The organism is Vibrio sp. La 4.2.2 (assembly GCF_027586995.1).
GTDB lineage: Bacteria > Pseudomonadota > Gammaproteobacteria > Enterobacterales > Vibrionaceae > Vibrio > Vibrio mediterranei.
Window position 1 is genome coordinate 80,976 of record NZ_JAPPTJ010000005.1, and the last position, 23,685, is coordinate 104,660.

The 23,685-nt window shown below is 44.5% G+C and carries 18 protein-coding genes; 10 read left to right on the forward strand and 8 right to left on the reverse strand.

Annotation, left to right across the window (positions count from 1 at the left end; all coding sequences use genetic code 11):
* Window positions 1-37 precede the first annotated feature (37 nt).
* Together pta and OH456_RS12360 are read right to left on the reverse strand one after the other, a co-directional pair.
* The gene (gene pta, locus OH456_RS12355; protein ID WP_006070028.1) at window positions 38-2,182 is read right to left on the reverse strand and encodes a phosphate acetyltransferase; all 2,145 of its coding nucleotides are present in this window, start codon (window positions 2,180-2,182) and stop codon (window positions 38-40) included.
* A 127-nt stretch (window positions 2,183-2,309) separates the two neighbouring features.
* The gene (locus tag OH456_RS12360; RefSeq protein WP_006070029.1) at window positions 2,310-3,506 is read right to left on the reverse strand and encodes an acetate kinase; all 1,197 of its coding nucleotides are present in this window, start codon (window positions 3,504-3,506) and stop codon (window positions 2,310-2,312) included.
* Between the two features lie 338 nt (window positions 3,507-3,844).
* Here OH456_RS12360 and yfbV point away from each other — a divergent pair, with 338 nt between their 5' ends.
* Window positions 3,845-4,297 carry a terminus macrodomain insulation protein YfbV gene (gene yfbV / locus OH456_RS12365; protein ID WP_006070030.1) on the forward strand — a complete coding sequence of 151 codons (453 nt, stop codon included), beginning with the start codon at window positions 3,845-3,847 and terminating at the stop codon, window positions 4,295-4,297.
* A gap of 72 nt (window positions 4,298-4,369) precedes the next feature.
* Here the strand turns inward: yfbV and OH456_RS12370 are convergent, their stop codons facing one another.
* Window positions 4,370-5,476, reverse strand: a complete 1,107-nt coding sequence (locus tag OH456_RS12370; RefSeq protein ID WP_124940084.1) for a PQQ-dependent sugar dehydrogenase — start codon at window positions 5,474-5,476, stop codon at window positions 4,370-4,372.
* Between the two features lie 392 nt (window positions 5,477-5,868).
* On the opposite strand from OH456_RS12370, the gene OH456_RS12375 reads away from it, so the two are divergent.
* The 4 genes from OH456_RS12375 to malZ all read left to right on the forward strand — a co-directional run bounded on the left by OH456_RS12375 (window position 5,869) and on the right by malZ (window position 10,626).
* Entirely contained in the window at window positions 5,869-6,834 is a 966-nt protein-coding gene (locus tag OH456_RS12375) for an ABC transporter substrate-binding protein (protein ID WP_006070032.1), read from the forward strand.
* Window positions 6,835-6,905: 71 nt separating this feature from the next.
* The gene (locus tag OH456_RS12380; RefSeq protein ID WP_006070033.1) at window positions 6,906-7,847 is read left to right on the forward strand and encodes an ABC transporter permease; all 942 of its coding nucleotides are present in this window, start codon (window positions 6,906-6,908) and stop codon (window positions 7,845-7,847) included.
* Window positions 7,844-8,638 carry an ABC transporter ATP-binding protein gene (locus OH456_RS12385; RefSeq protein WP_006070034.1) on the forward strand — a complete coding sequence of 265 codons (795 nt, stop codon included), beginning with the start codon at window positions 7,844-7,846 and terminating at the stop codon, window positions 8,636-8,638. Before OH456_RS12380 ends, OH456_RS12385 begins: the two co-directional genes overlap by 4 nt.
* A 155-nt stretch (window positions 8,639-8,793) precedes the next feature.
* Entirely contained in the window at window positions 8,794-10,626 is a 1,833-nt protein-coding gene (gene malZ, locus OH456_RS12390) for a maltodextrin glucosidase (protein WP_270033550.1), read from the forward strand.
* Window positions 10,627-10,636: 10 nt separating this feature from the next.
* Here the strand turns inward: malZ and dusC are convergent, their stop codons facing one another.
* The gene (dusC, locus tag OH456_RS12395; protein ID WP_270033551.1) at window positions 10,637-11,599 is read right to left on the reverse strand and encodes a tRNA dihydrouridine(16) synthase DusC; all 963 of its coding nucleotides are present in this window, start codon (window positions 11,597-11,599) and stop codon (window positions 10,637-10,639) included.
* A 123-nt stretch (window positions 11,600-11,722) separates the two neighbouring features.
* Here dusC and OH456_RS12400 point away from each other — a divergent pair, with 123 nt between their 5' ends.
* Window positions 11,723-12,325 (forward strand): YecA family protein, encoded by a 603-nt coding sequence (locus tag OH456_RS12400; protein WP_270033552.1) that lies wholly within the window; start codon window positions 11,723-11,725, stop codon window positions 12,323-12,325.
* 71 nt (window positions 12,326-12,396) lie between these two features.
* On the opposite strand, the gene dsbB is transcribed toward OH456_RS12400, so the two are convergent.
* Both dsbB and nhaB read right to left on the reverse strand, forming a co-directional pair.
* A complete protein-coding gene (gene dsbB / locus OH456_RS12405; protein ID WP_006070038.1) occupies window positions 12,397-12,939 on the reverse strand; it encodes a disulfide bond formation protein DsbB in 543 nt (180 codons plus the stop codon).
* Between the two features lie 80 nt (window positions 12,940-13,019).
* On the reverse strand, window positions 13,020-14,612 hold the full coding sequence (gene nhaB / locus OH456_RS12410; protein ID WP_268665699.1) for a Na(+)/H(+) antiporter NhaB: 1,593 nt from the start codon (window positions 14,610-14,612) through the stop codon (window positions 13,020-13,022).
* Window positions 14,613-15,284: 672 nt separating this feature from the next.
* On the opposite strand from nhaB, the gene fadR reads away from it, so the two are divergent.
* Window positions 15,285-16,124: a fatty acid metabolism transcriptional regulator FadR gene (gene fadR, locus OH456_RS12415; RefSeq protein ID WP_006070040.1), complete on the forward strand. Its 840-nt coding sequence runs from the start codon at window positions 15,285-15,287 to the stop codon at window positions 16,122-16,124.
* Window positions 16,125-16,173: 49 nt separating this feature from the next.
* Here the strand turns inward: fadR and OH456_RS12420 are convergent, their stop codons facing one another.
* Both OH456_RS12420 and metG read right to left on the reverse strand, forming a co-directional pair.
* Window positions 16,174-16,980, reverse strand: coding sequence for a hypothetical protein (locus tag OH456_RS12420; protein ID WP_270033553.1), 807 nt, complete (start codon window positions 16,978-16,980; stop codon window positions 16,174-16,176).
* A 200-nt stretch (window positions 16,981-17,180) separates the two neighbouring features.
* Window positions 17,181-19,247, reverse strand: coding sequence for a methionine--tRNA ligase (gene metG / locus OH456_RS12425; protein ID WP_268665701.1), 2,067 nt, complete (start codon window positions 19,245-19,247; stop codon window positions 17,181-17,183).
* A gap of 167 nt (window positions 19,248-19,414) precedes the next feature.
* Between metG and apbC the strand changes: the two genes are divergently transcribed.
* From apbC to OH456_RS12440, 3 genes are all read left to right on the forward strand, one after another.
* The gene (gene apbC / locus OH456_RS12430) at window positions 19,415-20,491 is read left to right on the forward strand and encodes an iron-sulfur cluster carrier protein ApbC (RefSeq protein WP_006070043.1); all 1,077 of its coding nucleotides are present in this window, start codon (window positions 19,415-19,417) and stop codon (window positions 20,489-20,491) included.
* 203 nt (window positions 20,492-20,694) lie between these two features.
* Complete coding sequence (udk, locus tag OH456_RS12435; protein WP_006070044.1) at window positions 20,695-21,336, forward strand: uridine kinase; 642 nt, start codon at window positions 20,695-20,697, stop codon at window positions 21,334-21,336.
* 157 nt (window positions 21,337-21,493) lie between these two features.
* Window positions 21,494-23,602, forward strand: coding sequence for an AsmA family protein (locus tag OH456_RS12440; RefSeq protein WP_270033554.1), 2,109 nt, complete (start codon window positions 21,494-21,496; stop codon window positions 23,600-23,602).
* The last annotated feature ends 83 nt before the right edge of the window (window positions 23,603-23,685 follow it).

Here is a 23,685-nt window from a genome sequence, read left to right on the forward strand (position 1 = left end):
GATGATGGAGGCTTTTTTCATTCAGTTAAAGGGCAAATTACTTTTGCTCTTGACCTGATTGAATCGCAGTTAGTGCTACTGTGTACACGATATCGTCTACTAGTGCGCCACGAGAAAGGTCGTTAACTGGCTTGCGCATACCTTGCAGCATTGGACCGATAGAAACTAGGTCTGCTGAACGCTGTACCGCTTTGTATGTTGTGTTACCAGTGTTTAGATCTGGGAATACAAATACAGTCGCTTTACCAGCAACTGGAGAGTTAGGTGCTTTAGAAGCCGCTACGTTCTCCATGATCGCTGCATCGTACTGTAGAGGACCGTCGATGATAAGATCAGGACGTTTCTCTTTTGCTAGTTTGGTTGCTTCACGTACTTTATCTACATCAGCACCTTTACCAGACTCACCAGTAGAGTATGAGATCATTGCAACGCGTGGGTCGATACCGAATGCCGCAGCAGAGTCTGCAGATTGAATAGCGATTTCAGCAAGTTGCTCAGCTGTTGGGTCAGGGTTGATTGCACAGTCACCGTACACCAATACTTGATCAGGCAGCAGCATGAAGAAGATTGACGATACGATAGATGTACCCGGAGCTGTTTTGATGATTTGGAACGGAGGAACGATAGTATTTGCTGTTGTGTGAACAGCACCAGATACTAGACCGTCTACTTCGTTTGCTTCAAGCATCATTGTGCCAAGGTAAACAGAGTCTTGTAGCTTCTCACGAGCCACAACTTCAGTCATACCTTTCGCGCCACGCAGCTCTACTAGACGAGCAACGTAGTTTTCACGTACCGCATCAGAATCGATGATAGTAACACCAGCACCTAGCTCAACACCTTGTTGTGCAGCTACGCGTTTGATTTCGTCAGGGTTACCAAGAAGCACACATTCCGCGATGCCACGCTCAGCACAGATAGCCGCAGCTTTAACTGTACGAGGCTCATCACCTTCAGGAAGAACGATACGTTTGCCAGCTTTACGAGCAAGTTCTGTTAACTGGTAACGGAATGCTGGTGGGCTTAGCTTACGAGTACCGATAGTACCTTCAAGTAAAGAGTCAATCCATGGACCGTCGATGTGACCAGCAACGTGCTCGTTAACGAACTCGATACGCTCTTTATCGTCCGCAGGTACTTCTAGGCTGAAGCTCTGTAGATTCAGAGATGTTTGCCATGTGTTACCTTGAGCCTTAAAGATTGGCAGGCCAGTGTCTAGTGCCGGCTTGATTAGGTCTGCAATCTCAACAGGAACATCGTAACCACCCGTTAATAGGATAGCGCCGATTTCTACGCCGTTCATTGCAGCAAGTGCCGCAGCGACGATAACGTCTGGACGGTCTGCTGAAGTAACAAGTAGAGAACCTGGTTTGAAGTGTTCGATCATGTTTGGTAGAGAACGCGCACAGAACGTGATGCTCTTAATACGACGCTTCTCGATATCGCCCGCGTTAATTACTTCAGCATTTAGATGCTGAGCCATGTCGATTGCACGCGTTGCAATTAAATCGATCTTCCAAGGCACGCAGCCAAGAACGCGGATTGGGCTAGTGTTGAAGATTTGCATTACTTCAAGGTTAGCTTGCTGCGCGGTGTCAGCATCGTCAAAGATTTCAGAAAGATCTGGACGAGTACGGCCTGCTTCATCAACAGGAGCGTTTAGCTTGTTGATGATAACGCCAGAGATATTCTTGTTTTTAGTACCACCGTAGTTAGTACATGCAACTTCGATACGCTCTTTAAGCTGACTTGGGTTGTCAGTACCTGGCGTTGCTACGAATACGATCTCTGCACCAAGTGTTTTTGCGATTTCTGCGTTAACTGCGTTCGCAAATGGGTGTTTACGAGTTGGTACTAGACCTTCGATAAGCGTTACTTCAGCGTCTTTGCTTACTTGATTGTAACGTTCAACAATTGTCTCAAGTAGTACATCAACTTTTTCGCTACCGTATAGGTTCTCAACGTCAGACATTGGAAGTGGTTGGCCCACTTTCATATCGCTGCTGTTACCAACGATAGTTGAAGTTAAGTCTGGTTGATCGCCACCGTGGCGAGGCTGAGCGATAGGCTTGTAGAACGCAACGTTCACACCTTTGCGCTCCATAGCACGCAATACACCCATGCTAACACTGGTAAGACCTACGCCAGCGCTAGTTGGTACAAGCATAATAGTACGGGACATTCTTTGAGTACCTCAAACTATATGTAGGGAAGAAACTCAGCGTGGTGAGCGTCCTTTTAGGAGAAAAACAGACGGTCGACTGAGCCCAATAAGAAAACTGGCTAACCTAAGTTAGCCAGTTTGAAAATTAAAGACCTGCTAGACGTGCAGTGTCTTCAGCAATTACTAGCTCTTCGTTAGTAGAGATAACCATTGCAGGGATACGGCTGCTTGCAGCAGTGATAGTGCCTTCGCCGCCGAAACGAGCTTTAAGGTTAGCTTCACCGTCAACTTCGATGCCGAATACGCCTAGACGGTTTAGAACCATCTCACGGATTGGTGCAGAGTTTTCACCGATACCACCAGTGAACACGATAGCGTCTAGACGACCGTCAAGAGATGCAGTGTAACCCGCTACGTATTTCGCTAGACGGTGGCAGAACACGTCCATTGCACGAGTTGCTTCTTCTTTCTCACCGTAGTTGTCTTCAACGAAACGGCAGTCAGAAGTCACTTCAGTTAGACCTAGAAGGCCAGACTCTTTAGTTAGCATGTTGTTGATTTGCTCAACAGAGTAACCTAGTGCGTCGTGTAGGTGGAAGATGATCGCTGGATCGATATCACCACAACGAGTACCCATTACTAGACCTTCAAGAGGAGTTAGACCCATTGAAGTATCTACAGATTCGCCGTTCTTGATAGCGCAAACAGAAGCACCGTTGCCTAGGTGGCAGTTGATGATGTTCAGTTCGTTAGCTGGCTTACCAAGTAGTTCAGCTGCTTCACGTGCGATGAATAGGTGAGACGTACCGTGCATGCCGTAGCGACGGATGCCGTGCTCTTTGTACAGGTTGTACGGTAGAGCGTATAGGTAAGACTCTTGAGGCATAGTTTGGTGGAACGCAGTGTCAAATACTGCTACGTTCTTAAGCTCTGGGAAGTTGTGCTTCGCCGCTTCGATACCGATGATGTGAGCTGGGTTGTGAAGAGGTGCAAATGTTGCAGAGTCTTCGATACCTTTAAGTACATCGTCTGTAATTAGCGCAGAAGATGTGAATTGCTCACCACCGTGAACGATACGGTGACCGATAGCGCCTAGGTTAGCTTTTAGCTCAGGTTTAGAAGCAAGGATAGTTTCTACCATGAATGCTAACGCTTCTTCGTGAGCAGCGCCGTCGCCTAGTTGAGCTTCGTGTTTACCATCAAGTTTCCACTTGATACGAGCTTCTGGAAGGTGTAGACATTCAGCAAGGCCTGTTAGGTGCTCATCACCGTTTTCTGCATCAACGATGGCGAACTTAAGAGAAGAACTACCGCAGTTTAAAACTAAAACCAGCTTAGACATTAGAGGTTACCTGTATTTTATTGATCATGGATCATTGGGGTATAAAACGTATCTCAAGGCTGAGAAGGTACAAAAGATTTACCATTCAGTCTTGGTCAAAAATTCATCAATTGCCGTATAATAATATGCGATTTCTTCATTAAAATCACATTTGCGTCCTTGCGACGTTCATCTCTTGGTTGCCTTATTTGTAAATAAAGACAACAATGAGATTGAGGAAACGCAAAGAATAACGATAATGACAGAAGATAACAAAATAAATTTGAAAGAATATTAACTTCAGTCAATATTTTGCTGATTTAGTTGAAGAGTTCAACTTTTTTTTAGTGAGGTTGCCTATGAGCGAGCGAGTAAGTCTGACTCAGAGTATAAAAAATGGCCAAAAGTACATGGAGCTGTGGCCAATGAGAAAGGAACTCACACCATTGTTCCCAGAGCAGCGCATAATCAAAGCAACAAAGTTTGGTATCAAAGTCATGCCTGCGGTTGCCGCTATTAGTGTGTTAACGCAAATGGCGTTTAGCAATGCTCAAGCCATGCCACAATCTATTGTTATCGCGTTGTTTGCTATCAGCTTACCAGTTCAAGGTATGTGGTGGCTTGGAAACCGCTACAACACACAACTACCTCCAGCACTTGCGTCTTGGTATCGAGAGCTGCATCAAAAGATCATTGAGACGGGCTGTGCGATGGAGCCAGTTAAGGCCAAGCCCAAATATAAAGAACTCGCTGTCACTCTAAATAGAGCGTTTAGACAGCTCGATCGCAGCGATTTTGACCGTTGGTTCTAATTTAATTGGCTTCAAAACAAAACCCCGCATTAATGCGGGGTTTTGTTTTATAGAGGCTTGTCTTAGTAACCGCTATTCATAGGCACGACGGATCTTGTAGACGGTGCCACTGTCTGTCGTAAACCATACGTTACCCGCGGCATCAGAAGTGATATCGCGGATACGTTCGCCCAGCTCTTCATAATAACGGCGTTCTTCGAGTACTTGGCCTGCTTCATTGACATCGAGGACGTTCATATGAGTGAGCTTTAATGCGCCAATCAGAAGTATGCCGTTTAATCGAGGGAACTTCTCTCCTTGATAAAGGTGTAGTGAACCAGGTGCGATAGAGGGGATGTACACTTTCTTCGGCGACTCTATTCCATCTTTTTCTTGAGCTTCACCCGCATTAATCGGCCCCCAATATTCCTTTCCATGAGAAGTAATTGGCCAGCCATAGTTTGCCCTAGCTTTGATTAAGTTGAGCTCATCTCCACCTCGTGGTCCGTGTTCAATGGCCCAAAGCTGTTTTCTATTGCTGTCGTAGATTATGCCCTGTGGGTTTCGGTGACCATACGAGTAAATCTCGGGGGCAAAGCGCTTGTTATCAATAAATGGATTGTCTTTAGGCACGCTGCCATCTTGATTAAGCCGAATTATAGTGCCCGCGTGATTGTCGGTTTGCTGCGCATTATCTCGCTCCCCTGCGTCTCCGATGGTCATGTAGATATAGCCTTCATCATCAAAAGCAAGACGACTGCCAAAATGTCGCCCCGAGGTGACGACAACATTGCTGGAGAACAAGTCCTGCCATGATTCTATTGTTGACCCGTTTAAACGCGCTTTGGCAAGTGTCGGGGTGCCACCTTTACCATCGGGTTTGGCATAAGTGAAATAAAAAACATTTTTGTCTTTAGGACTAGCGATGATGTCCATTAAACCGCCTTGACCCGACGAATACACATTTGGCACACCGGAGACAGCAGATACCTTTCCGGTCTCCCCATCAAGGATAACAAGACTGCCTTGGCGTAAAGCTATCAAAAAACGTTTGTTATCAATTGGCTCTATTGACCACGGTACGCCATCAATGACGGCAACTTTATCAAGCTTGCTGCTTTCCAATTCCCTCGCAAACCCGAATGCAGAGAACACACAAATTAGAGATATGAATAAAGCTTTTTGAATATGTAGGTTCATGAAGGTCTTCCTTGGTAACTATCGGGAGCGAGCATATATGAAGCTGAACGCTATCTGTATGAATATAGACACCTTTCACAAAAAATCACTCACAATCCTTCACTTTTGTCAAAAATGCATTACGCTAAGATTTGACCAAATATTAGTCGCATGTATCGTATAGTGTACATCCTGATTAAAATGTATGTCATTAAATCAATCTTTCAGCACGTTTATCTGGTCGGGTTGTTAATATTATCTTTCAATTTGGTAAGCTTACTGGTAGAAATAGCAGTAAGTCGAAAATTAAATAAATATTCGACATTTAATGTAAAACAATAATTACACCTAATTTCCTCTCGAGTGAGAGCTTTCTGCCTCACAAGGAAAAATTGCTGAATCAAGGAGTGAAGATGAAAGCAAGCAAGTTACTTGTCACAGCAGCACTAACTGGCGTGGCTCTATTATCGTCTACGAGCATTATGGCAAAGACGGCAAAAGTGGCAGTATCCCAAATCGTTGAACACCCAGCGCTTGATGCGACTCGCCAAGGCTTAGTGGATGGTTTAAAAGCGAAAGGGTATGAGCAAGGAAAGAATCTAGAATTTGACTATAAAACGGCGCAGGGCAATCCAGCTATTGCGGTACAGATTGCACGCCAATATGTAGGTGAGCGCCCTGACGTTCTTGTTGGTATAGCAACTCCAACGGCTCAGGCTCTGGTATCAGCAACGCGCGATATCCCGGTTGTTTTCACTGCCGTTACTGATCCAGTGGGAGCGAAGTTAGTGAAGCAGCTTGAGCAACCAGGTAAAAATGTAACGGGTCTGTCTGACCTTTCTCCTGTTGATCAACACGTTGAATTAATTCAAGAAATCATGCCAGATGTAAAAAGTATTGGTGTGGTTTATAACCCAGGTGAAGCTAACGCGGTTAGCCTTATGAAGCTGCTTAAAGAGAGCACTGATAAGCGCGGTATTGAATTGGTAGAAGCGACGGCACTTAAAAGTGCTGATGTACAAACTGCGACTCAAGCAATTGCTGCTAAATCAGACATCATCTACGCACTTATCGATAATACGGTTGCTAGTGCGATTGAAGGCATGATTGTTTCTGCAAATCAAGCGAAGAAACCGGTATTTGGTGCAGCAACGTCTTATGTTGAGCGTGGTGCGGTAGCAAGTCTTGGGTTCGACTACTACCAAATTGGTGTCCAAACCGCAGACTACGTAGCCGATATCCTAGATGGTAAAGATCCAGGCCAAATGGATGTCAAAGTTGCGAAAGGCTCTGACTTGGTTATCAATGCAACAGCAGCTAAAAAATTGGGTTTAGCGATTCCTAAATCAGTGATGGATCGTGCAACAAGCGTAAAGTAACGCACGAGTGATAGTGGCTGGGCTTTGTGATTTAAGGCCCAGCTTTTTTATTAAGCAGAAGAGGAGTTGTTATGTCTGCTTTCGCTTTTTTCGGCGCTCTAGAAATCGGTCTTATCTACGGACTGGTCGCGTTGGGTGTCTATCTCACCTTCCGAGTTCTTGATTTTCCAGATCTTAGTGTTGATGGCAGTTTCCCTATGGGAGCGGCCGTTGCAGCGACCGCTATTGTGGCTGGAATCGACCCTTGGATTGCAACGGGGATGGCTATCGTTGCTGGTGCAGCAACGGGTTGGGTGACAGCATTCTTAGCCGTTAGGTGTGGCATTCTTCATCTTCTAGCATCTATCTTGACTATGATCGCGGCGTTTTCGATCAATATTCGAATCATGGGACGCCCAAATATTGCACTACTTGGTGAAGATACTATTTTAACGCCATTTGAAATGATGGGTGATGCCATGTACATCAGGCCGTTAGTGGTGGGTGTACTCGTTCTGGTGTCGGCATGGTTTGTTGTCCGCCTTCTTAATAGTGATTTCGGTTTGGGGCTACGAGCGACTGGTGTCAATGCGCGCATGGTTAAGGCTCAAGGTGCAAGCACATCGTTTTATACCTATTTTTGTCTTGCTTTATCCAACGGTTTCGTAGGTTTCGCTGGTGCGCTGTTCGCTCAGACCAATAGCTTTGCGGATGTGACTTCTGGTGTGGGTACAATCGTGGTTGGCCTTGCTGCTGTTATTCTGGGTCAGACCTTGATTCCGGGTAAAAAGATTTGGGTAGCGGTGACCGCGGTGATTGTCGGTTCCGTCTTGTATCGTCTAGCTGTGGCGTTCGCATTAAGTTCTGGCATGTTTGGATTACAAGCATCGGACCTTAACTTGGTGACGGCGGTCTTGGTAGCCATCGCACTGATTGCTCCGAAACTAAAAGGAAACCTCAAAGCAAAAAAGGGCGTTAAGCCTGTAAAGAGTCAAGCAGTATCTAATTCAGGCAAAGCGGGGAAAGTAGCATGATTCGTTTAGAAGATATTCAAGTTACCTTCAATCCAGGTACTATCCTAGAAAACCAAGCATTGAAAGGCGTTAATCTAGAGGTTCCGGAACATCAGTTTCTAACGGTGATTGGTTCAAATGGAGCGGGTAAATCTACGTTACTTGGCGCTGTTACTGGTGAAACACCTATGATTGGCGGTCGAGTGCTCATTGACGAAATGGACGTGACCAGACAAACGGTAGATCAGCGAGCAAACCAATGTGCTCGTGTATTCCAGGACCCCTTAGCAGGAACGTGTGGTGACCTTTCTATTGAAGAAAACATGGCCCTGGCATATATGCGTGGTAAAAAACGGGGCTGGAGTTTGTCGCTATCGTCAAAGCGTCGCAAGCTATTCCAAGAGCGCATTAGCATTCTTGGTTTAGGCCTTGAAGACCGATTGAGTGACAATATTGGGTTACTTTCAGGTGGTCAGCGCCAAGCGGTAAGTTTGGTGATGGCAACGCTGTCAGATAGTAAGCTGTTACTGCTTGACGAGCATACAGCGGCACTTGACCCACGTATGGCAGCTTTTGTTATCGACTTAACTAAAAAGGTGATCAAGGAGTTTAACCTTACGGTAATGATGGTAACGCACTCAATGAAAGATGCGCTGGCCTGCGGTGATCGAACCGTAATGCTACACCAAGGAGAAATCGTCTTGGACGTTGAAGGGGAACAGCGCGCAAATATGCAAGTTCCAGATCTATTAGAAATGTTCTCAAAAGTTCGTGGTGAAGAGCTGGCGGATGACAGTTTGCTATTGAGTTAACATTCTATTCTTAAACATCATTAACCGAGCTGTTTCTAAGCCTCAGTGCTACGCCTACAGACTGTGATCCCTCTTCAATTTGAAGGGGGATTTTTTATTGCGGTTATTCAACTAAGATAACGTAATCTCGTTCCCTCTATTTAAGAAGAATAACAATGACACAGCCTTTTTTATTTCATCCACAGACTCATGATGGGGTGGTGCGCGTCGAAGATAAGCTAACCATTACTTTGTTTGCTGAAGCAAAAGATTATGAGTCGGTAAGCCTTCGTCATGAGCCTGACAATGAAGAGTACATAGTCCCTATGTCTAAAGTGGGCACGAAAGGACGACTTGATATTTGGCAGGCGACGCTTCCTCTTAGCGAAGATAAAGATGTTACTTACTACGTGTTTAAAGCTCTAACGCAAACGGAGCAGTACTGGTTAGATGCCCGCGGTGTTCAAAAACGTATGCCCGGGCGAGAGTACCATTTTAAGTACAATCGCTGTCATCAGCCCCCAAGTTGGGTAGCAGAGCAAGTTTTCTACCAAATCTTCCCTGAACGTTTTTGCAACGGTGACCCAGACTTAGCGGTGGAAACGGGTGAATATCAATACCCTGCTCGGAATAGACAGTCTGTGAAAAAACAGTGGGGAGAAAGTGTTGGTACTCATGGTGATACTGGTGCAGTAGAGTTCTTCGGTGGTGACCTTGCGGGCATCGAAAGTAAACTCGACTATCTTAAAGATTTAGGTATCACTACGCTTTATCTGAACCCAATATTCACGTCATACTCTAACCATAAATACGATACCGTTGATTACTACTCAATTGATCCAAAATTTGGCACTAATGAACAATTTGCCCAATTGACGGATAAGCTTCATCAACGAGGCTTGAAAGTAGTGCTAGATGCAGTACTCAATCACACATCCACCTCACATTCATGGTTCGATATCCTTAGTCACGGCAATGGAGCTTATACATCGCAAGATAGCCCATATCGTGATTACTACTTTTTTGAAGCTGATTCAGATAGGTACGTCGGCTGGAAAGGGATTGACACGTTACCAGTATTGAATTTCCACAACCAAGAAGTATGCAACCAGATCTATCTGGATGAAAGCTCAGTCATCAAGTACTGGCTAAAGCCCCCATATAATATCGATGGCTGGCGTTTTGATGTGATTCATATGTTAGGTGAAGGAGAGGGAGCAACCAATAATGCGCATTATGTGAAAGCATTCCGTGATTCGATGAAGTCGGTGAACCCAGATTCTTATATGCTCGGAGAGCATTTCTTTGAGGCGACTCAGTGGCTACAGGGTGATCAAGAAGATGGGGCGATGAACTATTATGGATTCGCGCATCCAGTTAGAGCTTTGCTAGCAAGCAAGGACATTCAATTTGAACCAATTAACATTGACTGCCATGACTTTCTTGAGTGGCTTCAGGAAGCAAGTGCAAAGATTCCATGGAATAACCAGCTGTCACAGCTCAACCAGTTAGATAGCCATGATACTGAACGCTTTATTACAACACTTGGTGGAGACAAAGCGAAGTTTGCTATCGCGAACCAGCTATTGATGTCTTTTGTGGGGGCGCCTTGTTTGTATTACGGTGCCGAGATTGCTCTAGAAGGCTCTCACGACCCAGACAACCGTCGTTGCTTCCCTTGGGAACAGATTGAGCACAGTGAATGGCTACCGTACTTCAAAAAGATGATTGCCATTCGTCGGCGCTCGAAGGCACTGCAAAAAGGTAGCTTTATGCCTTTGTATGTTGATGACGCTTGTTTGGTATTCGCTCGCCAACTCGATAGCGAAGTGGTGCTAAGTGGATTCAATCTAGGAAAACAATCTAACCAAGTAGAATTGCCCGTATGGAAGCTGGGGATTGAACAGGGAGCGTTTCGTTGTCCAATTACCGAGAAGATGATCTCTGCTAACAAAGGAATGCTCACCGTCTCGATAGAAGGCGAACATTCACTGCTTCTAACCCTTTAGCCTGAGTAAACTACTGTGGCAATGTCTCAAGTACATTGTCACGGTAGTACTGTATATGCTCAACGATAGGTGCAGCCTTATTGAAAGTGCGTATTTCTCGGAACAACTCGTTCGCTTGAGGATATTGTTGACGAAGATATGAGAACCATTGTTTTACTCGATTAGGGTAGTACAGTCCTTTGTCGCCTTTGATTTCATAAGTCGAATAGACCAACAGCAAATCAACCACGTCCTGCCATGGCATCACGGTGTGGTTATGTTTCACTACATTGCCGAGGTTAGGGACATTAAACGCGCCACGGCAGACCATGAGTGAATCAACACCGGTAGTTTCTATACAGCGTTGACCATCTTCGAAGTTCCAGATTTCACCGTTGGCAATTAAGGGAACTGATGTTTTCTTGCGGATCTCATTGATATATTCCCACTTGATCTCGCTTGCCTTATAGCCACCAGTTTTGGTTCTAGCATGAACGGTTAACTCGTTGGCTCCAGCTTGCTCTATCGCATCGACAATCTCAAAGCAATCATCCGGGTTTTCCCAACCTAGGCGGATTTTCGCTGTCACCGGGATATTGCGGTCAACAGCTTCACGACACGCTTTAACGACGTTATGAATAAGCTCTGGATGTTGCAGTAGGGCAGCGCCCCCTTTGCTTTTGTTAACCAGTTTTGCGGGGCAACCAAAATTAAGGTCGATACCTTTAGCGCCAAGGCTCGCCGCTCTTACCGCATTTTCTGCCATCCAGCGAGGGTCTTGACCCAGTAATTGAATATGAACGGGTGTACCGGATTTGGTCATTGAACCTTGCGCTAACTCAGGGCACAGTCGGTGGAATACGTGATCGGGTAGGGTTTGGTCAACGACACGAACAAATTCAGTCACACAGAGATCGTAATCGTTGATCTCTGTAAGAATCTCTCGCATTAGATGATCTAAAACGCCCTCCATTGGGCCCAAAACAACACGCATACCAGTTCTCACTATACTCAGGGAGCGGGGATTCTACCTGTTATAGGGTAAAGAATCGACCATTGAGTTCAGCGACGTAGCCAAATATACTTGCTGCAAATTTTTTAGATAAAAGATCAACGTATGAAATTCATCGAGCTACCTGCTGATTGGACAGGTGAGTCTAGTGCATTTATTGAAGGCGCAATCTTGGCGGCAAACTTTGCGGTCGAACCATTAAAGCCGGAAAGCTGGTTAGCTAATGTGGTCGGCGACTATTCGGCTGACCAAGAAGCATGGATTGTAGATCATCTAAATGCTCAATACGCCCAATTGAAGACCGCTCATTACCATCTTACGGATTTTATTGGCAGTAATACTGAGCAGTTAGCAGATGTAGCCGAAGGGTTTATGACTGTGTGGCCTACTGTTGAACAGCAATGGATTAACAAGCAGTTTGCAGATGGCACGCAGCGCATGCTTCAAGCGCTGTTAACTACGTTTATGCTGGCTATTGATGAAGAGCAGACGCATAACGAAATGCGTCAAGCAGGGTATAAACAGCTACCACAACTAACGGAATTTCTACCACAGTTAGATGCGATGATACACGAAGTAGGTATGGCGGCTGATGAAATGATGATTGGACATCAATCTCAAACCGTTAACCCGTTTAAAGACGTGGGCCGTAATGACACTTGTCCTTGCGGTAGTGGCAAAAAGTTCAAGAAGTGCTGTGGTCAGTAATCGCTTACAACCATAAGAAACAAAGCCTCCAATTTGGAGGCTTTGTTTTATCAATTAGTTACCGAAAAGCGTTACTGAAAACCACGTGCTCTGGAGCCAGACAGTTTCGCGCTTTGGGAGATAATGATGATGGCCAGTGCAACTAAGTTACCTGCAAAGATAATCACCAGCCATTGTGGCATTGATAGTGTCAGGAACTGCCATACGACTTTAGAACAGTCACCGTAGGCTTCAAATAACCAAGGAGCCCATTGATTTAAAGGTGCCCAATCTGGGAAGGTGACGAACAAATCACAGGTCTTGAAAGGTGATGGATTGAACTGATAGTCCACGTGTTCAAGCGCCAATGTTAATCCTTTGATTGCCGAAGCACCCCAAGCACCAAATCCAATCCAACGCATTACCGTATTTTTCGGATTGATCATACCTATTAGCGCAGCACCGGTAATACCAAACATGGCAACCCGTTCATAAATACACATCACGCATGGACCAAGCTGCATAACATGTTGGAAGAATAAGGCACAAAGCTCGAAGAAAATGGTGCAGATAAAAAGCAGGCCCCAAGACAAACGAGTTTTGGAAAATGCTTTGATGTTGGAAAGAACCGTCACTGATACGTCCTTGTTGAAATAAAAAAGCTCTGAATACTCAGAGCTTTTTAACGCGGATTAGTTTCACAATCAACTAAAAATTAGTGCCCAGATGAGACACTCGCCTCAATTACCTTGCCTGTGGCTTCGGTAATCCAGCCTAGATCGTAGAATATCGCGGTCATTGGCTCTAAGAGATAAACAATACCAAATAAGCCGACCAAAGCGAGAACGATAGTGTATGGCAGGGCCATGACTACCATCTTGCCATAAGACAAACGAATAAGTGGTGCCAAAGCAGACGTAAGCAGGAATAAGAAGGCTGCTTGTCCGTTCGGTGTTGCTACTGAAGGTAGGTTAGTACCTGTGTTGATAGCGACGGCCAATAAGTCAAACTGCGCTCGGTCAATGACACCCTCGACCAATGCTGTTTTCACTTCGTTAATATATACCGTACCAACGAAGACGTTATCAGATACCATCGACAACAGACCGTTCGCAACATAGAACAGCGCCAACTGAGTACCTTTGTCTTCGATATGCAGCACAGCATCAATGATTGGCTTGAACAGCCCTTGGTCAATAATTACAGCAACAATTGAGAAGAACACTGCAAGTAGTGCCGTGAATGGTAGTGCCTCTTCAAACGCTTTACCCATTGAGTGCTCTTCAATAACACCGGTAAAAGACGTTGCAAGAATAATCACAGACAGGCCAATAAGACCGACAGCGGCCAAGTGCATTGCAAGAGCAACAATCAACCAAACTGCGATAGCACCTTGAATCCAAAGCTTAGCAACATCTTGTTTAGTACGTGTTTTACGTTCTTCGCGGTCGAAATCAACAAGGATTTGACGAACGTTGTCTGGTAGCTTGGCGCCATATCCAAATACCTTGAATTTCTCAACAAGTGCACAAGTAATAAGGCCACAAATAAATACTGGCGCAGTAACTGGCAGCATTCGCATGATGAACTCACCGAACAGCCATCCTGCTTGATCGGCAATAATCAGGTTCTGTGGTTCACCAACCATGGTCATTACGCCACCCAGTGCGGTACCAACACCAGCGTGCATAAGTAGTGAGCGTAAGAACGCGCGGTAGTCTTCCAAGTCATCACGAGTTAGTTCAGATAAGTGTTCATCTTGAGTATGGTCATGAGAAGAACTGCTAGGTTGACCAGACGCGACTTTGTGATAAATCGAGTAGAAACCTACAGCTACGCTGATAACAACAGCGATAACGGTCAGAGCATCTAGGAACGCAGACAGAAAAGCGGCTGCGAAACAGAATGCGAGAGACAACATTGTTTTAGAGCGGATACCGAGAAGTATTTTGGTAAAGATGAACAGCAAAAGCTGCTTCATAAAGTAAATACCGGCAACCATAAACACTAGAAGCAATAGAACTTCAATGTTGTTGACGATTTCATGCTTCACCATACCCGGGCTGGTCATCCCAATTGCAACGGCTTCGATTGCAAGTAGGCCACCAGGCTGTAATGGGTAGCATTTTAGCGCCATAGCAAGCGTGAAAATGAACTCAATGACCAACAGCCAACCAGCGGTAAACGGGTCAATGAAGAAGAAAACGATAGGGTTGATAATTAGGAAAGCGATGATCGCTACTTTATACCAATCGGGAGCCTTACCAAGAAAGTTCTTGATAAAAGCATTTCCTAAAGACATCGGCATAGTAATACTCTTATGTTGTTATTAATCGACAAATGCAAGGGTACGAGAGTATTTGAGAGGGCTTCCAAAATATCTAACTTAAAAAACTTAGTAAACGAACAATGCTTACATGGAGTGGAGACCATTGTTCACTTGCCAAGTCCCTCAGTTGCTAAGCACTCCTTGCTTCGCCCGAAACTCTACTCTTCGGTAAGATATAGTCAACAAAAATTACAAATTCAGATTGGTAAATTTCTACTTTTTGTTAAAAACGCGATCTATGTGTAATAAGCAAAACATAGACCTATACAATAGTTGCGTTTTTAGCCTCTAGGTGGCTGACCACCTAAAACATGACTCATGGATAATATTCGAAACATAGCCTTCAAAAAAGTATGTTTTTTAGCGTGATTTGCGCCTAATACTCGATAAAAACGTATTGATTAGTTTTGGCTATGATAGGTTGAATAACCATAATCTATAAGGGGTTTGAGGTTAATAGAACATTAATAAATATGTAATACTTATGCCTCGTACCTATAAATGGTTATGCTGAGAAAATTGTTAAAATGGAGTATTTACTCTATTTTGGTATTGTTACAGATATAAGTAGTGTAGGTTTACCAAATTCTCGAAGTAGTGGTATGATGAGTTCTATACACGAATAAATAAAATGATTGGATACACCCCATAATGGTAATTAAGGCGAAGAGCCCAGCAGGGTTCGCTGAAAAGTATATTATTGAGAGCATCTGGAATGGCCGTTTTCCTCCTGGCTCCATTCTTCCAGCTGAACGAGAGCTATCTGAACTAATTGGGGTAACAAGAACCACGCTTCGAGAAGTGCTACAGCGCCTAGCAAGAGATGGTTGGTTGACGATCCAACATGGCAAGCCAACAAAAGTGAATCAATTTATGGAGACGTCTGGTCTTCATATCCTAGATACGCTGATGACTCTTGATGCGGATAACGCGACTTCTATCGTAGAAGATTTGTTAGCAGCGAGAACGAACATCAGCCCAATCTTTATGCGCTATGCGTTTAAAGCTAATAAAGAGAATTCTGAGCGCACGATTGAAGGTGTGATTGATTCTTGTGAGAGTCTGTTGAAAGCGGAGTCGTGGGACGAGTTTGTCGCTTCTTCCCCATACGCTGACAAGATCAAACAGAACGTAAAAGATGAAGGTGAGAAAGATGAAGCTAAGCGCCAAGCTATGCTGGTGGCTCGCACTTTCAACTTCTATGATTACATGCTTTTCCAACGCCTCGCATTCCATTCTGGGAACCAGATCTATGGTTTGATCTTTAACGGTCTTAAGAAGCTTTATGATCGTGTAGGTAGCTACTACTTCTCGAATCCAGAAGCACGTGCGTTGGCTCTGAACTTCTATAAAGAGCTTCTAGATGTTTGCCAAACGGGTAATAGAGACAAATTACCATTGGTTATTCGTCACTATGGTATTGAGAGTAGTCAGATCTGGAATCAGATGAAGACCACTCTTCCGACTGACTTTACCGAAGACGACAGTTAAAAATGAAAAGGCCACAATCGTGGCCTTTTTTGTGAGCGCAAGTCTTGCTTCAGACGATGACTGAATTGGGAATCGGCTGGTATAGTTCTTCTGCTAGCTCTTTAATGATGCCATCGTAGTTGGTGAATATTAGTTCAGAGAGCTCCGACGTGAGCTGATACATAAATTCTTTATCGAGCTCGGCTTTAGGATGGTCAATCAACGCCTCTATTTTACCTATGGCAGTGCTGTACATAGGAGAGGGAATAGACAGCGGACCTACTAAGCTAAGTTGGTTAACCTTGCGATGGATTTGATTGCAGTAATGCAAGGCGCGTTGTTTGCCTAGCTCAGAGTCAATGCTATCAATACAAAGCCTTAACTGAGTTAGGCAATCAAGCGAGTCAATAACACTTTGCCATAGAGTACGATACTCTTGTTCTAATTCCTCTCTTTCTACAGCCATCAACCAAGCAACCAAAATGTCATCAATCAGCAGTAATGTCTGGCGGATGAGCTTGCCATGTACAATTTGGTTTTTGTTGACGCTGTGTTTCTTCCAAGAACGACTTAATAGCTTAATATTGCTGTGCAGCACACGGTACATAGGCTTGTTGTCGAAGTGAGCAATGTCAGTCAATGCAAGACAGCACTCTTCCATTGCAACTTCAATTTTCTGTAGCTGCTTATTCTTCTTCTGCTCAAACATCAATGTGTAGTGAGTAGCGGTGCGGTGCTGTCTGACTAATGCGACTAATTCACGTAAATGAACGATGAGTTGATATTTACGCTCAGTTTTTGCCTCGGTGACTTTGGCATATCGATAGATTGCTGCAAGTATGGCTAAAGATAGAAGTAGAGACAGTAATACAAACATAACGACCTCCTTTGTCGAACAATATCTACTGTCTATGTCTCAGCAAGCTCAATGCCAATTGATTATCCCATTGAAAACAATGGCTTATATATTAGTCAATCAATTGGAATGCGACTAATTGGTGCAAATGCACATTTTGTGTGAATTCTGTCACAAAAAAAGCCAGCACGAAGGCTGGCTTTTAGTCATAAAAGAGTCGGTTACATCACTCGCATACCTGGCTGAGCGCCTTCATGCGGTTCAAGTATCCAAAGATCGCTGCCACCTGGTCCTGCAGCTAGGATCATGCCTTCAGACATGCCAAACTTCATCTTACGAGGTTTTAGGTTTGCGACCATCACGGTTAGCTTACCCTCAAGCTCTTCTGGCTTGTACGCGGACTTAATTCCTGAGAATACTTGACGTGTTTCACCACCAATATCAAGCTGGAATTTCAATAGCTTGTTTGCTTTTGGCACTTCTTCGCAAGAGATGATACGAGCAATACGCATGTCAACTTTAGCAAAAGCATCAAACTCGATCTCTTCTGCAATTGGGTCTTTGCTTAGTTCAGTTTCCGTCTTAGCTGCTTCCGCTTTTTCCTTCGCAGCTTGCTCTGCCGCTGCGTCTTCTTTAGACGCTTCGATCATTGCTTCTACTTTCTTAGGATCAATACGGTTAAACAGAGCCTTGAACTTAGTGATCTCATGAGCAGTGAGTGGCTGCGCGATGCCATCCCATGATAGCTCTTCGTTTAGGAAAGCTTCGGTGCGAGCAGCAAGAGCAGGCATTACAGGCTTGAGATAAGTCATCAGCACACGGAACAAGTTGATACCAACAGAGCAGATATCTTGTAGCTCTTGGTCTTTGCCTTCTTCTTTCGCGACAACCCATGGTGCTTTTTCATCAACATATTGGTTTGCTTTGTCAGCAAGTGCGGTGATTTCACGAATTGCACGACCAAATTCGCGAGCTTCATACAACTCAGCAATGCGATCAGCAGCGGCTACAAATTCATTGTATAGCTCTGGCTCAGCGAAGTTTTCAGAAAGTTTGCCTTCGAAACGCTTAGTAATGAAACCTGCATTACGTGAAGCCAAGTTAACAATCTTATTCACCACATCGGCATTTACACGTTGCGTAAAGTCTTCAAGGTTAAGGTCAAGATCGTCGATACGGCTGTTCAGTTTTGCAGCGTAGTAGTAACGTAGACATTCTGGGTCTAGGTGGTCAAGGTAAGTGCTTGCTTTCACAAATGTACCTTTAGACTTAGACATTTTCGCGCCGTTAACCGTTACGTAGCCGTGAACGAATACGTTGTTTGGTTTGCGGAAACCAGAACCTTCAAGCATTGCAGGCCAGAACAAGCTGTGGAAGTAAACAATGTCTTTACCAATGAAGTGGTAAAGCTCAGTGTTACTGTCTTTGTTCCAGTACTCTTCAAAGTCTAAGTCGTCGCGCTTGTCACATAGGTTTTTGAATGAACCCATATAACCGATAGGTGCATCTAGCCACACGTAGAAGAACTTGTCTTTTTCGCCAGGGATTTCGAAACCGAAATACGGTGCATCGCGAGAGATGTCCCACTGCTGTAGACCAGATTCAAACCACTCTTGCATCTTGTTTGCAGTTTCAGTCTGTAGTGAGCCAGATCGAGTCCACTCTTTCAACATGCTTTCAAATTGAGGCAAGTCGAAGAAGAAGTGCTCAGAATCCTTCATGATTGGGGTTGCACCGGATACCGCAGACTTAGGGTTGATAAGTTCTGTTGGGCTATAAGTTTCACCGCAGTTGTCACAGTTATCACCGTATTGGTCTTCAGACTTACACTTAGGGCAAGTACCTTTAACAAAACGGTCTGGGAGGAACATCTCTTTCTCAGGGTCAAACAACTGAGAAATAGTACGGCTTGAAATAAAGCCGTTCTTTTTCAATTCCAGGTAGATGTGAGATGCAAGCTCGCGGTTCTCTTCTGAGTGCGTGCTGTGGTAGTTGTCAAAACTGATATCGAAGCCAGCGAAATCTTTTTGGTGCTCTTCGCTAACTGCTGCGATCATTTCTTCTGGCGAGATCCCCATCTGCTGAGCTTTCAGCATGATTGGTGTGCCGTGAGCGTCATCAGCACAAATGAAGTTTACTACGTTGCCACGTAGACGTTGGTAGCGCACCCAGATATCCGCTTGGATATGCTCAAGCATATGTCCTAAGTGAATAGAACCGTTAGCGTACGGTAGCGCGCAAGTGACCAACAGTTTCCTTGAGTTAAGGTTTCTTGGATCGGTTGCCATACTTTAGTTTCGCTTTCTTTATTCAGAGTAAAATATTCGCTAATACTACATGATGACTGCCATGACTCCAAGGTATCCAGAGTCAATCCCCATAACTTTTTTGGGGTTCTGGTTCTGGCGACGTAATGCTAATCTTAACAGGACTAAAAAATAATAAGGAAAGCAAGATGCGCACGTTCGAATCAAAACAAGATTTTTGCCAGTGGCTCGGGGAGTTTCACGGGGAAAACCTAAAACTGGGTTGGAGCGAGTCACCGGATGTAGTGTCTGTATCGGCATCTGGTGAATTTCAGATTACGTTGCCTTTCGCTAATCAATCACTGATTTCAGAGCTGACGACTTGGATTAAAACGCAGCAACAATCAAACCAAGTGGCAGCATTTGAGTTTTCTGTATCAAGCCAAGTGAAAGCACTAGAAACTACGGTGGCGTCAGAAATCAAAGGCGTGAAGAACGTTATAGCGGTCACGTCCGCAAAAGGAGGGGTTGGGAAATCGACAACAGCGGTCAACCTAGCGCTTGCCATCAGTAAGCTTGGAGCAAAGGTAGGTATTCTCGATGCCGACGTTTATGGACCATCTATTCCGATGATGTTTGGGCAAATCAATGCGCATCCCGAAGTCCGCGACGGAAAGTGGATGCAACCAATTGCCGCGCACGGCATTTATACTCAATCTATCGGTTACCTTATTAGCTCTGATGATGCGGCGATTTGGCGCGGCCCGATGGCATCCAAAGCGTTAGCTCAACTGCTTAATGAAACCGAATGGCCAGAACTTGATTATCTGGTGATTGATATGCCACCAGGTACTGGCGATATCCAACTCACCCTGTCTCAACAGATCCCGGTAACTGGTGCATTGATTGTCACCACCCCACAAGACTTAGCGTTAGCAGATGCTATTAAGGGGGCCGCCATGTTTGAAAAAGTGTCTGTTCCTGTGGTGGGTATCGTCGAAAATATGAGTTATCACATTTGTAGCCAATGTGGCTCGAAAGAACATATTTTTGGCGCAGGTGGTGCTGAATGGATGGCTTCGAAATTCGGTCTTAACCTGCTGGGCCAAGTTCCGCTTCATATTGATATTCGAGAATCCATTGATAATGGTGCGCCAACTGTGGTGTCTAACCCAGAAGGTGAACATGCTCAAATCTACACACAATTGGCTGAAAGAGTGTGTGCAGACCTGTATTGGAATGGAAAAGCTAAACCGGAATCCATCTTGTTCAAAATGGTGGAATAACGGAGAAACCGAGCTAGTTGTGAGCTCGGTTTCTTATTGCCTTCTACTTTGTAAAATGAAGTAATCGATTGCAATTTCCTATTTCTTGAGCGAGGGCAAAATTGGGCATCAAATAAGTGAGATCTCGACTAGTATCTAAGGGTTGATGTCCATATAATTACCCGGTTTTGTCCTCACCACCATATATGTACTAGGTGCAAAGAATGTCTGATAATAATCAATGTGTCATCGTAGGTATCGCTGGCGCTTCTGCTTCCGGAAAAAGCCTCATTGCGAGCACAATCTATAACGAACTTCGCGAGAAGGTAGGCGACCATCAAATCGGAGTGATCACGGAAGATTGTTACTACAATGACCAAGGTCATTTGAGTATGGAAGAGCGTGTAAAAACGAACTACGACCATCCAAGTGCACTGGATCATGACTTGCTTTGTGACCATCTTGAAAAGCTGATTCAAGGCGAAGCCGTAGAAGTGCCAGAATACAGCTACTCCGAGCACACTCGCACTGATAACACTACGTCGATGACACCAAAGAAAGTGATCATCCTTGAAGGCATTCTTCTTCTGACTGATCCTCGTCTTCGCAAGCTAATGCATGCGACGGTATTTATGGATACTCCGCTTGATATCTGCCTACTGCGTCGCGTTAAACGTGATGTTGAAGAGCGCGGACGTACCATGGAGTCCGTTCTTCAGCAGTACCAAAAAACGGTTCGTCCTATGTTTATGCAGTTTATTGAACCGTCAAAACAGTACGCTGATATTATCGTTCCACGTGGCGGTAAAAACCGTATTGCGATCGATGTACTTAAAGCACACATCGCAAAGCTGTTAAAAGCGTAATCCTTACAATATTCGGATTGAATTCTTACGTTATAAGTAACCAAACTGTTCTATACTGAACGGGTGCACGTATAACGTTTAAATTGCTTTATTTTTTAATAGATTAGTGGCACTTTATGTGCCACTTTTTGTTTTCCGCTTTGCAAGGAAGATGCGAATGAAAAAACTACTCCTTATCTTGGCGATCCCGATTGTGCTTATCGTCGTCGCTATCGCCGCCTTGGTGATGTTTGTAAACCCTAATCAGTTCAAACCTATGATAACTGAGCAGGTTCAGGCACAAACTGGTCTAGAACTTGAAATAAGCGGTGACATCAGTTGGCAGTTCTTCCCTTCACTTGGATTTGAACTTGGTCAAACAAATCTCAAGAATCCTCAGGGCTTTAAGAATCCCAATCTATTCAGTGTCAGCCAAGTTGGCGTGAGTGTTAGGGTGATGCCTCTGCTCGATAAAACCCTAGAAATTGGTTCTGTGACGCTTGATGGTGCGCAAGTTCATTTAGAAACATTAAAAGACGGAACGTCTAACTTGGACGCATTGACTGCCGCTAGCAAAGAGGCTGAATCTGCAACCCCAGCCGATAAGGCAGCGACTGAGCCTGAGACTACGTCGTCCGCGTCTGCCGCACAAGGTTGGAGCATTTCACTTTCTGGTGTGACGGTGTCCAATGCGTTACTTGAGATTTCTAACGAAGAAACAGGGTCATTTACCAAGCTTTATGATGTCGGTTTAAATGTCTCTCAGTTCGCAGCGGACCAATGGACTACAGCCGACTTTGATTTGAAAGGTCAAAACAACGACCAGAGTTTTACTGCTAAAGGTACTGCGGACTTTAAGTTGAGCAAGGACTTTGCTGAGTACGCACTGAAAAACATCAAGTTTGATGCTACATATCAAGATACGGTTAATAATGTTGAGCAAGCTCAGCTTACGGTAGCGACATTCGAATTTGATAAACCAAACAGTATTGAGTTTGCGGTTAAAGGTAAAACGCCAGATCTTAGCTTCGATGCCAAAGGTGGTACGTCATTTGAAATTGATAAAGCGATGACCATGCTTAAGTTAAGCGCGTTGACACTTGACTCTACCTTAGAGGGTAAACCACTACCTCAGTCTCCAATGAAAGTGGGAATGTCATCAGATCTTAGCTTTGATCTTAAGAAGAACTTCTTGAACTTTGTGCTTCAAAAACTATCACTCAATAAAATGGAGCTAGATGGGAAGGCGACTGTTCAATTGGCTGATATTCCGAAAGTCCGCTTCTCACTGCATAGTCCTAATATTGACCTTGATGAGTTCTTAGGATTAAACCAAACTCAGACTGGCAATAAAACAGCCAATTCTGGTGGCCAGCCAACCGCTTCTTCAGGCAAATCTGCACCTGTGAAAGAGGTAGAACCTGACTTAAGTGCACTTAAAGGCTTGGATGTAAAAGGCAGTGTAACGATTGATAAGTTTAAAGCGGCTAATGCGCACATGCAGAAAGTAAAAGCCGACTTTTATGTTAATCGTGGCGTAGCAGAACTAACGTCATTTAGTTCTCAACTGTATAGCGGATCAATTACAGCAAAAGCAAAACTGGATGCGCGTAAATCACCAGCATCTTATAGTGCCGTGAAGCGTATTAAAGGCGTAAAAGTACAACCGCTTCTAAAAGATGTTGCTAACAACGACATGCTCGAAGGCACCGGCAATATCGATGTGAATGTTACAGGTAGGAGCTTGACCCCAACGGGTATTAAGAAAAATCTAGCGGGTACGGTGAAGATCAATTTTGCTGATGGTGCCGTCAATGGTATCAACGTTGCACAGATTATCAGAGAAAATTATGCTCGCTTTAAAGGTCAGTCTGTTGAAGCTGAAAAAGGGCCTAAGAAAACCGACTTTAGCGCGATGAAAGCTACACTCAAGCTAGCCAAAGGTGTCGTATCCACCAAAGATATGTCAGCAGAATCGCCGCTATTGCGTATTCAAGGTGAAGGATCTGCGAATTACATTAATGAGACGGTCGACTTTTTGGTGCGCACTTCTATCGTAGGGACATTGGAAGGGCAAGGTGGTCAAAGCATTACGGAGCTGCGTGATGTTACGATTCCAATCAAGGTGACCGGCGCTTGGACTGATCCAAAGTTCGCTCTTGTGTTTGACGATGTGTTGAAACAGAAAGCTCAAAAAGAAGTAGAACGCGCGACTGAGCGTCTTGGTATTAAAGATGAAAAGACCAAGAAAGCCGTCGATGGGCTACTAAAAGGGCTGTTTAACTAAACTAGCCAGCTACAAGTAAAGCCAATGCCAGCGTGTATCACGCTGGCATTTTTCGTATTGGCGGAACGAATTACGTTAGAGAT